The sequence below is a fragment of the Aquincola tertiaricarbonis genome (assembly GCF_000969605.1).
GTDB lineage: Bacteria > Pseudomonadota > Gammaproteobacteria > Burkholderiales > Burkholderiaceae_C > Aquincola > Aquincola tertiaricarbonis.
Map to the genome: position 1 here is coordinate 40,284 of NZ_JZUE01000009.1, position 12,933 is coordinate 53,216.

Sequence of the window (12,933 nt, forward strand, 5' to 3'; positions counted from 1 at the left end):
CCCCTGATGCTGCACCGCGGAAGGCTCCGTCAGAATCGCCCCTTCGTTTCTGGAGCCCCCGCGATGGAGAAAACTTGGCTGAAGCAGTACCCCGCTGGCGTTCCCCCTGAGATCAAGTTCGACCTGTATCCCTCGCTCGTGGCCCTGATCGAGGAGAGCTTCCGCAAGTACCGCGACCTGCCGGCCTACGTCTTCATGGGCCGCAGCTACCGCTTCCGCCAGGTGGACGATGCCTCCCGTGCCTTCGCCGCCTACCTGCAGTCGCTGGGGCTGGAGCGCGGCGACCGCGTGGCGGTGATGATGCCCAACGTGCCCCAGTACCCGGTGGCGGTGGCGGGCATCCTGCGGGCGGGCTACGTGGTGGTGAACGTCAATCCGCTGTACACCCCGCGCGAGCTGGAGCACCAGCTCAAGGACGCCGGCGCCAAGGCGCTGGTGATCCTCGAGAACTTCGCGCACGTGCTGCAGCAGGTGGCGCATGCGGTGCCGGTCAAGCATGTGGTGCTGGCCGCCATGGGCGACATGCTGGGCCTGGCCAAGGGCTCGCTCGTCAACTACGTGGTGCGCAAGGTCAAGAAGATGGTGCCGGCCTTCGAGCTGCCCACCGCCGTGCGCTTCAACGATGCGCTGGTGATCGGCCGCCGCAAGCCCTACACCGCGCCCTCGCTGGGCCCGGACGACATCGCGGTGCTGCAGTACACCGGCGGCACCACCGGCGTCAGCAAGGGCGCGGTGCTGCTGCACCGCAACCTGGTGGCCAACGTGCTGCAGTGCGAGGCCTGGTACCAGCCGGCGCTCAAGAAGATCCCGCCGGGCGAGCAGATCGTGACCGTGTGCGCGCTGCCGCTGTATCACATCTTCGGCTTCAACACGAACATGATGCTGTCCATGCGCATGGGCGGCTGCAACCTGCTGATTCCCAATCCGCGCGACCTGCCGGCGGTGCTGAAGGAACTGAGCAAGCACCGCTTCCACAGCCTCCCGGCGGTCAACACGCTGTTCAATGCGCTGGCCAACCATCCGGCCTTCAACACGGTGGACTGGAGCCACCTGAAGATCTCGGTGGGCGGCGGCATGGCGGTGCAGAGCGCCACCGCCAAGCTGTGGCTGGAGAAGACCGGCTGCCCGATCGTGGAGGGCTACGGCCTGTCGGAAACCTCGCCGGTGGCTTCGTGCAATCCGGTAGACAGCCACAAGTTCACCGGCACCATCGGCCTGCCGATGCCCAACACCGAATTCGCGCTGCTGGACGACGATGGCCGCGAGGTGCCCGCCGGCACCGCCGGCGAGATCGCCATCCGCGGCCCGCAGGTGATGGCCGGCTACTGGCAGCGGCCCGACGAGACGGCCAAGGTCATGACGGCCGACGGCTTCTTCCGCACGGGCGACGTGGGGCTGATCGACGAGCGCGGCTTCTTCAAGATCGTGGACCGCAAGAAGGACATGATCCTGGTCAGCGGCTTCAACGTGTATCCCAACGAGGTGGAGGACGTGCTGACGCAGCTGGACGGCGTGCTGGAGTGCGCCGCGGTGGGCGTGCCCGATGACAAGGCCGGCGAGGCGGTGAAGGTGGTCATCGTGAAGAAGAACCCCGCGCTCACCGAGCAGGACGTGCGGGCCTTCTGCGAAGCCAACCTCACCGGCTACAAGCGGCCGCGGGTGGTGGAGTTCCGCACCGAGCTGCCCAAGACGCCGATCGGCAAGATCCTGCGCCGCGAGCTGCGCGACAAGCGCAGCGCCGAGCCACCCGCCACGGTGGCCAGCTGACCTTGATCGCCATCGTCAGCGCGCTGCATGAGGAGCTGAGCGCCATCGACGCCCTGCTGGAAGGCCGCAGCCTGCAGCAGCGCGGTGGCCGCAGCTTCCACCGCGGCCGGCTGCAGGGGCATGAGGTGCTGCTGGTGCTCAGCGGCATCGGCAAGGTGGCCGCCGCCAGCACGGCCACCCTGGCGCTGGATGCCTTCGGCGCGCAGGCGCTGCTGTTCACCGGCGTGGCCGGTGGGCTGGCGCCGGGGGTCCGGGTGGGCGACGTGGTGGTGGCGCGCGAGCTGCTGCAGCACGACCTGGACGTGTCGCCGCTGTTCCCGCGCTATGTGGTGCCCTCGGCGGGCCGTGCCCGCTTCGCGGCCGATGCGGTGCTGGCCGATGCGCTGGCGGCGGCGGCGGACGAAGTGCTGGCGCAGCCGCATCCCGCGCTGCAGCGCTTGGGCATCGGCACCGTGCGCAGCCACCAGGGCCTGGTGGTCAGTGGCGACCGCTTCGTCGGCACCGCGGTCGAGAGCGACGCCTTGCGCACCGCGCTGCCCGATGCGCTGGCGGTGGAAATGGAAGGTGCCGCGGTGGCGCAGGTGTGCGCCGCCTTCGGCCGGCCTTTCGCGGTGCTGCGCACCGTGTCCGACCGCGCCGACGACAGCGCGCATGTGGACTTCCAGCGCTTCATCGCCGAGGTGGCGGCCGAGTACTCGCGCGACACCGTCGCCGCCGCGCTGCGCAGCCTCTGACCCCGCCGCGCCGCGAGGCACACTCGCGGGCCTATGCAGCGAATCCATGTCGAAGCCCCGCTGGCCGCCGGCCAGCTTCTTGATCTGCCGCCTGGCGCGGCCCGCCATGTGCAGGTGCTGCGGCTGCAGCCCGGCGCACCGCTCACCTTGTTCAATGGCCAGGGCGGCGAGTGGTCGGCGCGCGTCGAGCACATCGGCCGCAGCGCGGTGCAGGTGCAGGTAGACACGCACGATGCCGTGGAGCGCGAGATCGGCCCGCAGCTGACCATCGCGCTGTCCATGCCCGCCAACGACCGCATGGACACGCTGGTTGAAAAGGCGGTGGAGCTCGGCGTGGCCGCCATCCAGCCGCTGATGAGCGAACGCTCGGTGCTGCGCCTGGCCGGTGAACGCGCCGAACGCAAGCGGGCGCACTGGCAGGGCATCGCGGTGGCGGCCTGCGAGCAGTCGGGCCGCAACCGGGTGCCGGCCGTCGGCCCCGTGCTGACCCTGCAGGCGTGGCTGGATGGCCTGGGCGACACCGGTGACGCCGCCCGCTGGCTGCTGGGCTTCGGCGAGGCCGCGCTGCCGCTGGCGCAGCGACTGCAGCCTCGGCCGCCGCCACGGCTGCTGCTGCTCAGCGGGCCGGAGGGCGGGCTCTCTGCCGCGGAGGTGGAAGCAGCGCGGCGCAGCGGCTTCCTGCCGACCTCGCTCGGCCCCGCGGTGCTGCGCGCAGACACCGCGCCGCTGGCCGCACTGGCCGCACTGGGCCTGCTGGCTGTGGTGCCAAACGCCGCAGGCTGAAGGCGCTTCGTGCGCTAATGCGCAGGCCGCCCCGGCGCGCCGGGCTGCGGCGCGCTGCGTTCCCACAATCCGGCGCTCTTTCCATCCATCACGAGGAGATCGACATGGGATTGCTGGACTTGGCCATCGGCATGCTGGGCAACAACAACGGGCAGGGCGCGCAGGGTGGCGGCCTCGGCGGTGCGCTCGGCGGCATGCTGGGCGGCGGCCACGGTGGCGGTCAAGCCGACCTGCTGCGCATCGTCGCGCTGGTGCTGTCCCAGGTGGGGCAGCAGGGTGGGCCGGGCACGGGCGGCGGGCTGGGCGCGCTGGTGGAGCAGTTCACACGCAGTGGCCTGGGCGACGTGGTGTCGTCCTGGGTGGGCACCGGCGCCAACCAGCCGGTGTCGCCGGGGCAGCTCGGCCAGGTGTTCGGCGACGATCTGCTGGGCCGGCTGACGCAGCAGACCGGCCTGTCGCAGGGCGACCTGCTCAGCCAGCTGTCGCAGGTGCTGCCGCAGGCCGTCGACCAGATGACGCCGCAGGGCCAGCTGCCGGCCGATGGCGGGCTGGGCGAGATCGGCTCGATCCTCGAGCGCTTCGCGCGCTAAGCGTCTGCGAGGGCAGCTCGCCGAACATCTGCTTGTAGTCGTGCGCGAAGTGGCCCATGTGGAAGAAGCCCCACTGCGCCGCCACGTCCTGCACCGTGGCGCCGCCTTCGCGCAGCTTGCGGCGGCAGGCGTTCATGCGCACTGCCTTCAGGAAGTCGGCCGGTGAATCACCGACCACGCTGCGGAAGTGGTTCTGCAGCGTGCGGCGGGTGAGGTGCAGCTCGGCGCACAGCTCGTCCACCGTCGTTGTGTGGTTCATCGGACGGCTTACCAGTTCGCGCGCCAGCATCACGGTGGCCAGGCGGCGGCTGGCGGCGGTGTCGGCAGGCGGGCCGTCCTCGGCCGCCCGGCCGCACAGCAGCCCGAGCAGCTGGTCCAGCAGCGTCTGCAGTGCCAGGCGGCCGCCGGGCTGGGCCGCCTGGCCGGCCGCACCCAGGTGCAGCATCGATTCGATGGTGCGGCAGATGGCCCGGTGCACCGCCGGCGTCACCTGCACCGCCTGCAGCGCCGCGCGGTGGGCGCCGGCATCGTGCACCGCCAGCGTGTCCAGCCGCCGGGACAGCCAGTCGGCGTCGATCACCACGCCATAGATGCCGAAGTCGGCCGGCGTGCGCAGCGTGAACGACGCATCGGCCGCCGCGCGCAGCACCGGCCGCGTGGCCTGCGGCGCCTGCAGCCGGCCGCAGAAATGCAGCGCATCGTGCTGGCGGCCATCGGGGATGCCGAACCACACCGCGCCGCGCCAGGGCTGGCACTGCTGGCTGGTCTGCTGGCGCGTGTGCTCATGGAACACCTGCAGCCGCGGGCCGTCGTCGGCCCACAACTCACGCACCGTGCCGGCGAAGCGGCCCTGCGAGAGCTGGTCGTACTGCTGCTGCCAGCACGACAGGTGGCTGGCGTGCTGGTCCACGTCATTGCTGGCCAGCGCCTGGTAGCGCAGGCCCGGACCCTGTAACGGTGACACGGCGAGCTCCCCCCGGACATGTCCTGTGCTTGTGGCCGCCAGCATTGCAAGAGCGATGCCACGGCGGCCGCGCCTTGCGGATTTCCGTTTTGGGATAGGGCGGCCGCAGGCGGCTTGCTTCAATCCGCCGCATTGTTCGGCTACCTGCGAGGATGACCATGGTTGCTTCCCCCACCACCGCCGCCGCGCCGGGCCTCAAGAAGGTGCTCGGGCCCTTCCAGCTCTGGGGCATCTGCGTCGGCCTGGTGATCTCGGGCGAGTACTTCGGCTGGAGCTACGGCTGGAACAGCGCCGGCACGCTCGGCTTCCTGGTGGCCACGCTGCTGGTGGCCACCATGTACACCACCTTCATCTTCAGCTTCACCGAGCTCTCCACCGCCATTCCGCATGCCGGCGGGCCGTTTGCGTATGCACGCCGGGCCTTCGGGCCCACCGGCGGCTTCATCGCCGGCTTTGCGACGCTGGTGGAGTTCGTGTTCGCGCCGCCCGCCATCTCGCTGGCCATCGGCGCCTACCTGAACGTGCAGTTCCCGGCGCTCGACCCGAAGCTGATCGCGGTGGCCGCCTATGTGGTGTTCATCGCGCTGAACTGGGTGGGCATCGGCATCGCCGCGGCCTTCGAGCTGGTGGTCACGCTGCTGGCCATCTTCGAGCTGCTGGTGTTCATGGGCGTGGTGAGCCCGGGCTGGTCGCTGGCCAACTACGTGGCCAACGGCTGGGCCGGCAGCGACGTGTTCAGCGGCGCGGCGGTGGCGGGCATCTTCGCGTCCATCCCCTTCGCCATCTGGTTCTTCCTGGCCATCGAAGGCGCGGCCATGGCGGCGGAGGAAGCGCGCGATCCGCAGCGCACCATCCCGAAGGCCTACATCGCCGGCATCCTCACGTTGGTGGTGCTGGCGTTCGGCGTGATGATCATGGCCGGCGGCGTGGGCGACTGGCGCAAGATCGCCAACATCAACGACCCGCTGCCGCAGGCGATGAAGGTGGTGGTGGGCGAGTCCAGCGGCTGGCTGCACATGATGGTGTGGATCGGGCTGTTCGGCCTCATCGCCTCGTTCCACGGGATCATCATGGGCTATTCGCGGCAGATCTTCGCGCTGGCCCGCGCCGGCTACCTGCCGTGCTCGTTCGCGGTGCTGTCGCCGCGCTTCCAGACGCCGCACCGTGCGCTGCTGGCCGGCGGCGTGGTCGGCATCGCCGCCATCTTCAGCGACCAGTGGATCCAGTTCGGCGGCCAGTCGCTCACCGCCAACATCGTGACGATGTCGGTCTTCGGCGCCATCGTCATGTACATCACCTCGATGGCCTCGCTGTTCAAGCTGCGCGCCACCGAGCCGATGCTGGCCCGGCCCTACCGCGCGCCGTTCTATCCGCTGTTCCCGGCCATCGCGCTGGTGCTGGGCGTGGTGTGCCTGGGCGCGATGGTGTGGTTCAACCCGTTGCTGACCGTGGTCTTCCTGGGGTTGATGGCGATCGCCTACGCTTACTTCCGCCTCACCTCCCGCTCCCGCGACGAGGCCCCGCAGGACAAGCTGCTGCAGGGCGCGCTCTGAACCCGGTGTCCCCGCACGATGACCTACCGCTCCACGCTCGCCGGCGAGGTCCATCGCTTCGATGACCTGAAGCAGGTGATGGCCTGCGCCAGCCCGGCCCGCTCGGGCGACCAGCTGGCCGGCGTGGCCGCCGCCACCGCGCAGCAGCGCATGGCCGCCCGCCACGTGCTGGCCGACCTGCCGCTGAAGGTCTTCCTGCAGGAAGCGCTGGTGCCGTACGAGGACGACAACATCACCCGGCTGATCATCGACACCCACGATGCGGCCGCCTTCGCGCCGGTGTCCCACCTCACGGTGGGCGCCTTCCGCGACTGGCTGCTGGGCGACGGGGCCGACACCGACGCCCTGGCCGCCCTGGCGCCCGGCCTCACGCCCGAGATGGTGGCCGCGGTGAGCAAGCTGATGCGCAACCAGGACCTGATCGCGGTGGCGCGCAAGGCCCGGGTGGTCACGCGCTTCCGCAACACCATTGGCCTGCCCGGGCACCTGGCTGTGCGGCTGCAGCCCAACCACCCTACCGACGACCTGCGCGGCGTCGCCGCTTCCACGCTGGACGGCCTGATGTACGGCGCGGGCGATGCGGTGATCGGCGTCAACCCCGCCTCCGACAGCCTGCCGGTGCTGGCCGGCCTGCTGCGCATGCTGGACGAGGTGATCCAGCGCTTCGAGATCCCGACCCAGAGCTGCGTGCTCACCCACGTGACCAACACGCTGCAACTGGCCGAGGCCGGGGTGCCGGTCGACCTGGTGTTCCAGTCGATCGGCGGCACCGAGAAGACCAACCGCAGCTTCGGCGTCACGCCCGAGCTGCTGGCCGAGGCGCAGGCCGCCGCGCTGGCGCAGCAGCGCGGCACGGTGGGCAGCAACGTCATGTACTTCGAGACCGGCCAGGGCAGCGCGCTGTCGGCCAATGCCAACTTCGGCGTCGACCAGCAGACCTGCGAGGTCCGCGCCTATGCGCTGGCGCGTCGCTACAACCCGCTGCTGATCAACACCGTGGTGGGCTTCATCGGGCCGGAGTACCTGTACGACGGCAAGCAGATCATCCGCGCCGGGCTGGAAGACCACTTCTGCGGCAAGCTGCTGGGCCTGCCCATCGGCTGCGACGTCTGCTACACCAACCATGCCGAAGCCGACCAGGACGACATGGACACGCTGCTGGTGCTGCTGGGCGCGGCCGGCATCAACTTCGTGATCGGCGTGCCGGGGGCGGACGACGTGATGCTCAACTACCAGAGCACCTCGTTCCACGACGCGCTGTTCCTGCGCGAAACACTGGGCCTGAAGCGCGCGCCCGAGTTCGAGGCCTGGCTGCAGCGCATGCAGATCACCGACCGTGCCGGCCAGGTGCTGCCGCCTTCGGCCAACCACCGGCTGCTGTCCGACATGGGCGCGCTGGCGCTGGGCCATGGCTGAGGTGCTGCCCGACCCCTGGGACGGCTGGCGCAGCCACACCTCGGCCCGCATCGCGCTCGGCCGCGCCGGCGTGGCCACGCCCACCGCCGAGGCGCTGCGCTTCGGACTGGCGCATGCGATGGCGCGCGACGCCATCCATGCGCCGCTGGACGTGCCGGCGCTGGAAGCCGATCTGCAGGCCGCCGGCTGGCCGGTGCTGCACGCCCGCAGCCGCGCCGTCGACCGCACCGAGTACCTGCGCCGCCCCGACCTCGGCCGCCAGCTGCATCAGGAGGACGCCGCGCGCCTGCGCGCCCATGCGCAGCATCAGCGCGCCGCCGGCGAGCCCGTGCCCGACCTCTGCCTCGTGATCGGCGACGGCTTGTCGTCGCTGGCGGTGCAGCGCCACGCGCTGCCGCTGCTGGCCGCGCTGCCGCAGCACCTGCCGGCAGGCTTCAAGCTCGCGCCGCTGGTGGTGGTGACACAGGCGCGGGTGGCGGTGGCCGACGAGATCGCCGAGATCCTCGGCGCATCGCTGTCGGCCATCCTGATCGGCGAGCGGCCGGGCCTGAGTTCGCCCGACAGCCTGGGGATCTACCTCACCCACGGCCCGCGCCGCGGCCGGCACGACGCCGAGCGCAACTGCATCTCCAACGTGCGCCCCGAAGGCCTGCGCCCCGAAGCCGCCGCCTTCAAGCTGGCCTGGCTGATGAAGCGCGCGCTGGTGCTGGGCTGCAGCGGTGTGGCGCTGAAGGACGAAAGCGACCTGGAGGTGCTGGAGGCGCCAGCCGCGGCCGCGCCGCCGCCGCTGGCCGCGGGCTGACTCAGCCGGGGTGCACCCTCAGTCCGAAGGCTCTTCGGCCGCGCGCGCTGCAGGTGCCGGCCGGGCCGAGCCGGCCACCAGGTCGAAGCGGAACAGCCGGCATTCGATCGGGCCGTTCCACATCGGCACGCGGCGGCTTTCCTTCAGCCGCATCATCGATGGCAGCTTCATGTCGGGGCTGAGCACCCAGGCCGTCCAGCCCGAGAACTGCCGCTTCCAGTGCGTGGCCAGCTGGGCGTAGAACTCGGCCGGGCTGCCCCCGCCTTCGAACGCCTGGCCGCCGCCCTGCCCGGTCCCCTTGGCGTCGATGCGCTCGCCGTACGGCGGGTTCATCATCAGCACGCCACGTTCGGCTGGCGCCGGGCGCTGCAGCGCGTCGGCAGTCTTGAAGTCGATGGCATGCAGCACGCCGGCCCGCTCGGCGTTGCGGGTGGCGAAGTCGGTCATGCGGAAGGACACGTCGCCTGCGAAGATCGGCACCGCCGGCGCATGCACTGCGGCCTGCGCGTCGGCCTGCATCTGCCGCCAGGCGGCCAGGTGGGGGCGGAAGGGCAGCAGCTTCTCGAACGCGAAGCGGCGCTGCGAGCCCGGCGCGATGCCGCAGGCGATCTGCGCCGCCTCGATGGCGATGGTGCCGGCGCCGCAGCAGGGGTCGAACAGCGGGCCGTCTTCGGCGCGGCCCTGCCAGCCGGCGGCGGCCAGCATGGCGGCGGCCAGGGTTTCCTTCAGCGGCGCCTCGCCCTTGGCCTCACGCCAGCCGCGCTTGAACAACGCTTCGCCGGACAGGTCGACGTACAGCGTGGCGTGGGTGGCGGTGAGGTGCAGCGCCAGCGGCAGGTCGGGCCAGCGGGTGTCGACGCTCGGCCGCTCGCCGGTGGCTTCGCGCAGGTCGTCGCACACCGCGTCCTTGATGCGCAGGTTGGCGAAGTTCAGGCTGCGCAGCGGGGAGCGCTGGGCGGTGCTGTCCACCCGCAGCGTCTGCCGCGCGGTGATCCAGTCGCCCCAGCACACGGTGCGGGCCAGCTCATACAGCTCATGCTCGTCGTGGTACGGCCCGTGGGCCACCGGCCACAGCACCCGCTGCGCCAGCCGGCAGCCGAGGTTCAGCCGCATCGCGTCGCGCTCGTCGCCGTACACGGTCACGCCGCCGCGGGCGGTTTCCATGCGCGGCTTGTCGCCCAGCAGGCGCCGGCATTCGGCGGCCAGGAATTCTTCGACGCCTGCGGCGCAGGGCAGGAACAGGGCGGTGGTCGGCATCTACATGGCCTTGCGCAGGTTGGCGGGCGCGATCTTCAGGGCTTCGCGGTACTTGGCGACGGTGCGCCGCGCCACCTGGATGCCTTGTTCTTCCAGCATCTGGCTGAGCTGGCTGTCCGACAGCGGCTTGGCCGCGTCTTCCGCCGCCACCAGCTGCTTGATGAGCGCACGCACCGCCGTGCTGGAGGCATTGCCGCCGGCATCGGTGTTCAGCGACGAGCCGAAGAAGTACTTCAGCTCGAAGGTGCCGAACATCGTGGCCATGTACTTGGCGGTGGTCACGCGGGAGATGGTGGACTCGTGCAGGCCCAGCTCATCGGCGATCTCGCGCAGCACCAGCGGCTTCATCGCGATCTCGCCGTGGGTGAAGAAGTTCTTCTGCCGCTCGACGATGGCGCTGGACACGCGCAGGATGGTGTCGAAGCGCTGCTGGATGTTCTTCATGAACCAGCGCGCTTCCTGCAGCCGGGCGCCCAGCGCGCCGTTGCCGTTCTGCCCGCGGTTGCCGCGGATGGCCTGGGCATACAGGTCGTTGATGCGCAGCTTGGGCATCACGTCGGGGTTGAGCACCACCTTCCAGCCGCGGCCGTTGCGCTGCACGATCACGTCGGGAATGATGATGTTGGCCTCGGCCCGCGAGAACGGCCGGCCCGGCTTGGGCTCGCAGCGGCGGATCAGCTCCTGCGCCGCCTTCAGCAGCTCTTCGTCGGCGCCGGTGGCGGCGATGAGCTTCTTCAGGTCGCGCCGTGCCAGCAGCTCCAGGTGGTGCTTGCACACGATGATGGCCACCGCCTGCGCCTCGCAGCGCGTCTGGGCCTTGAGCTGCAGCACCAGGCATTCGGGCAGGTCGCGTGCGCCCACGCCCAGCGGCTCCAGGCTCTGCAGCCACTTCAGCGCGCACTGCAGGCGTTCCAGCAGTTCTTCCTGCTGCTCGGGGTCGGCCTCGCCGGCCAGCTGCGCGACGATGTCTTCCAGCCGGTCGGCCAGGTAGCCGTCCTCGTTCAGCGATTCGATCAGCACGTGCAGCGCCGCGGCGTCCGCCGGCTCCAGCCGCATGCCGGCCATCTGCGCGCGCAGGTGCTCCTGCAGGGAGATGCCGCTGCCGCCGCGCTCCTGCGGCTCGAAGTCGTCGTTGTCGCTGCTGCCGCTGCCCGAGGAGGGCGTTTCGCGGATGCCGTCGAAGTCGTCACGCTCGGTGCCGTTCTCCCAGTCTTCACGCTCGGTGGTGCCGAACTCCGCGCTGTCCACGCCCGGCGCGTCGGCGCCTTCGGCCTCGCTGCTGCCGCTGGGCTCGCTGCTTGCCGCGAAGTCACCGTCGTCGCTGGCGGTCGCGCTGGCGGCCGGCCGTTCCATCGACTGCTCGAACGCCGGAACGTGTTCCTCCTCGGTTTCCAGGAAAGGGTTCTGCTCGAGCATCTGCTCGACTTCCTGGTGCAGCTCGAGCGTCGACAGCTGCAGCAGCCGGATGGACTGCTGCAGTTGCGGCGTGAGCGCCAGGTGCTGCGAGAGGCGGATCTGCAACGATGGTTTCATGACATCAACCGGGTTGCTTCAATCACATGCGGAAGTGCTCGCCAAGGTAGACCTTGCGCACGTCCGTGTTGTCGACGATCTCGTTGGGCGTGCCTTCGGCCAGCACGCGGCCTTCACTGATGATGTACGCGCGGTCGCAGATGCCCAGCGTCTCGCGCACGTTGTGGTCGGTGATCAGCACGCCGATGCCGCGTGCCTTCAGGAAACCGATGATTCGCTGGATCTCGATCACCGCGATGGGGTCGACGCCGGCGAACGGCTCGTCCAGCAGGATGAAGCGCGGTTGCGTGGCCAGCGCGCGGGCGATTTCCACCCGCCGCCGTTCGCCGCCCGACAATGCCGGCGCCGGGCTGGCGCGCAGCTTCTCGATGCCCAGGTCGGCCAGCAGGCCTTCCAGCAGCCGGTCGATCTCCTTGCCGGGCAGCGAGCGGCCGTCGGCGCCGCGCTGCAGTTCCAGCACGGCGCGGATGTTCTCCTCGACGGTGAGCTTCCGGAAGATCGACGCTTCCTGCGGCAGGTACGACAGGCCCATGCGCGAGCGCTGGTGGATCGGCTTGTGCTGCACCTCGGCGCCATCGATGCGGATCTCGCCGGCATCGGCGCGCACCAGTCCCACCACCATGTAGAAGGTGGTGGTCTTGCCGGCGCCGTTGGGGCCCAGCAGGCCCACCACCTCGCCGGCGCCCACCGCCAGGTGCACGTCCTTCACCACCGTGCGCGTGCCGTAGCGCTTCTGCAGCCGGCTGGCTTCCAGGCGGCTGTCGTTGCGCGGCACCGCGGTGGCGGGCAGCGCGCTCACCGGGAGGCTCCGGATGCTGCGGGCTCGGCGGCCTCGGAGCCCTCGCGCGGGGTGAGGATCACCCGCACGCGGCCGTTGCCCGGGCCGCTGGCACCGCTGGCCGGTGCCGGCGCGGTGCTGCCGGCCACGCTAAACACCTCGGTCGTGCTGTCGTAGGTGATGCGTTCGCCGGAAATCTGGTCCGCCGCCACGCCGTTGCGCAGCCGCTGCACCTGGGCGCCGCCGACGAAGCGCACCACGTCGCCCCGGCCTTCATATTCGATGCGATCGGCCGTGCCCTGGATGAATTCATCCAGTCCTTCGCGCTTCTGTCGGAAGCTGGCCGGCTGGCTGGCCGTGCCCACCGCCACCGCCGAGCGGAAGCCATCGGCGCCCTCGCGGATCTCGGCGCGCTCGGCGCGGATGGTGATGGTGCCCTGGGTGATGACCACGTTGCCGTTGAACACCACCACCTGCTTGAGCATGTCCACCGTGCCGGGCTTGTCGGCGTCGATGGTGATGGGCTGGCTGCGGTCTGCCCGGGCGGCCTGGGCGGCTGGGCCTGCGGCCAGCAGGCCCACGGCGGCCATGACCACCGCAAGGCTGCGCAGGCTGGACGGGAACGAATGGCGTGGGCGTTGGGTGGTCATAAAGGCATGAAACTTGCATGGCCATTCTAGCCACAGATTCATGACCGTCACCTGACGTGCAGCCCGGCGCCGTGAATTGGGGCGGGTCGGGCCCGCCCCGGCCGGC

General features: G+C 70.5%; 12 protein-coding genes. 7 read left to right on the forward strand and 5 right to left on the reverse strand.

Annotated features, from left to right (window positions below; all coding sequences use genetic code 11):
- Nucleotides 1–63: 63 nt before the first annotated feature.
- From VO99_RS12585 to VO99_RS12600, 4 genes are all read left to right on the forward strand, one after another.
- Nucleotides 64–1,767 carry a long-chain-fatty-acid--CoA ligase gene (locus VO99_RS12585; protein WP_046113232.1) on the forward strand — a complete coding sequence of 568 codons (1,704 nt, stop codon included), beginning with the start codon at nucleotides 64–66 and terminating at the stop codon, nucleotides 1,765–1,767.
- Nucleotides 1,764–2,501: a 5'-methylthioadenosine/adenosylhomocysteine nucleosidase gene (locus VO99_RS12590; RefSeq protein ID WP_046113233.1), complete on the forward strand. Its 738-nt coding sequence runs from the start codon at nucleotides 1,764–1,766 to the stop codon at nucleotides 2,499–2,501. Before VO99_RS12585 ends, VO99_RS12590 begins: the two co-directional genes overlap by 4 nt.
- Before the next feature lie 33 nt (nucleotides 2,502–2,534).
- A complete protein-coding gene (locus VO99_RS12595) occupies nucleotides 2,535–3,284 on the forward strand; it encodes a 16S rRNA (uracil(1498)-N(3))-methyltransferase (protein WP_046113234.1) in 750 nt (249 codons plus the stop codon).
- A gap of 104 nt (nucleotides 3,285–3,388) precedes the next feature.
- Nucleotides 3,389–3,874, forward strand: a complete 486-nt coding sequence (locus tag VO99_RS12600; protein ID WP_157039549.1) for a YidB family protein — start codon at nucleotides 3,389–3,391, stop codon at nucleotides 3,872–3,874.
- On the opposite strand, the gene VO99_RS12605 is transcribed toward VO99_RS12600, so the two are convergent.
- Nucleotides 3,756–4,838, reverse strand: coding sequence for a helix-turn-helix domain-containing protein (locus tag VO99_RS12605; RefSeq protein WP_232315347.1), 1,083 nt, complete (start codon nucleotides 4,836–4,838; stop codon nucleotides 3,756–3,758). The two genes, VO99_RS12600 and VO99_RS12605, sit on opposite strands and share 119 nt — an antisense overlap.
- Before the next feature lie 152 nt (nucleotides 4,839–4,990).
- Here VO99_RS12605 and eat point away from each other — a divergent pair, with 152 nt between their 5' ends.
- The 3 genes from eat to eutC are packed head-to-tail and all read left to right on the forward strand — an operon-like array spanning nucleotide 4,991 to nucleotide 8,609.
- Entirely contained in the window at nucleotides 4,991–6,391 is a 1,401-nt protein-coding gene (eat, locus tag VO99_RS12610) for an ethanolamine permease (protein WP_046113235.1), read from the forward strand.
- A gap of 18 nt (nucleotides 6,392–6,409) precedes the next feature.
- Nucleotides 6,410–7,807, forward strand: a complete 1,398-nt coding sequence (locus VO99_RS12615; protein ID WP_046113236.1) for an ethanolamine ammonia-lyase subunit EutB — start codon at nucleotides 6,410–6,412, stop codon at nucleotides 7,805–7,807.
- Nucleotides 7,800–8,609, forward strand: a complete 810-nt coding sequence (gene eutC / locus VO99_RS12620) for an ethanolamine ammonia-lyase subunit EutC (RefSeq protein ID WP_046113237.1) — start codon at nucleotides 7,800–7,802, stop codon at nucleotides 8,607–8,609. Before VO99_RS12615 ends, eutC begins: the two co-directional genes overlap by 8 nt.
- A gap of 18 nt (nucleotides 8,610–8,627) precedes the next feature.
- Here eutC and VO99_RS12625 read toward each other — a convergent pair whose 3' ends face one another.
- Genes VO99_RS12625 through lptA form a run of 4 tightly spaced genes read right to left on the reverse strand, consistent with a single transcriptional unit; the run spans nucleotide 8,628 to nucleotide 12,827 of the window.
- On the reverse strand, nucleotides 8,628–9,866 hold the full coding sequence (locus VO99_RS12625; protein ID WP_046113238.1) for a THUMP domain-containing class I SAM-dependent RNA methyltransferase: 1,239 nt from the start codon (nucleotides 9,864–9,866) through the stop codon (nucleotides 8,628–8,630).
- Nucleotides 9,867–11,399 carry an RNA polymerase factor sigma-54 gene (locus tag VO99_RS12630; RefSeq protein WP_046113239.1) on the reverse strand — a complete coding sequence of 511 codons (1,533 nt, stop codon included), beginning with the start codon at nucleotides 11,397–11,399 and terminating at the stop codon, nucleotides 9,867–9,869.
- A 22-nt stretch (nucleotides 11,400–11,421) separates the two neighbouring features.
- On the reverse strand, nucleotides 11,422–12,198 hold the full coding sequence (gene lptB / locus VO99_RS12635; protein WP_198156932.1) for an LPS export ABC transporter ATP-binding protein: 777 nt from the start codon (nucleotides 12,196–12,198) through the stop codon (nucleotides 11,422–11,424).
- Nucleotides 12,195–12,827, reverse strand: a complete 633-nt coding sequence (gene lptA / locus VO99_RS12640) for a lipopolysaccharide transport periplasmic protein LptA (protein ID WP_046113240.1) — start codon at nucleotides 12,825–12,827, stop codon at nucleotides 12,195–12,197. The genes lptB and lptA overlap by 4 nt, the downstream gene beginning before the upstream one ends.
- Nucleotides 12,828–12,933: the final 106 nt, after the last annotated feature.

What these genes read in the sequence shown, in the direction of transcription:
- VO99_RS12585 (WP_046113232.1), top strand. Translation starts at nt 64, where the DNA reads ATGGAGAAAACTTGGCTGAAGCAGTACCCCGCTGGCGTTCCCCCTGAG.
- VO99_RS12595 (WP_046113234.1), top strand. Translation starts at nt 2,535, where the DNA reads ATGCAGCGAATCCATGTCGAAGCCCCGCTGGCCGCCGGCCAGCTTCTT.
- VO99_RS12600 (WP_157039549.1), top strand. Translation starts at nt 3,389, where the DNA reads ATGGGATTGCTGGACTTGGCCATCGGCATGCTGGGCAACAACAACGGG.
- eat (WP_046113235.1), top strand. Translation starts at nt 4,991, where the DNA reads ATGACCATGGTTGCTTCCCCCACCACCGCCGCCGCGCCGGGCCTCAAG.
- VO99_RS12615 (WP_046113236.1), top strand. Translation starts at nt 6,410, where the DNA reads ATGACCTACCGCTCCACGCTCGCCGGCGAGGTCCATCGCTTCGATGAC.
- eutC (WP_046113237.1), top strand. Translation starts at nt 7,800, where the DNA reads ATGGCTGAGGTGCTGCCCGACCCCTGGGACGGCTGGCGCAGCCACACC.
- VO99_RS12625 (WP_046113238.1), bottom strand. Translation starts at nt 9,866, where the DNA reads ATGCCGACCACCGCCCTGTTCCTGCCCTGCGCCGCAGGCGTCGAAGAA.
- VO99_RS12630 (WP_046113239.1), bottom strand. Translation starts at nt 11,399, where the DNA reads ATGAAACCATCGTTGCAGATCCGCCTCTCGCAGCACCTGGCGCTCACG.
- lptA (WP_046113240.1), bottom strand. Translation starts at nt 12,827, where the DNA reads ATGACCACCCAACGCCCACGCCATTCGTTCCCGTCCAGCCTGCGCAGC.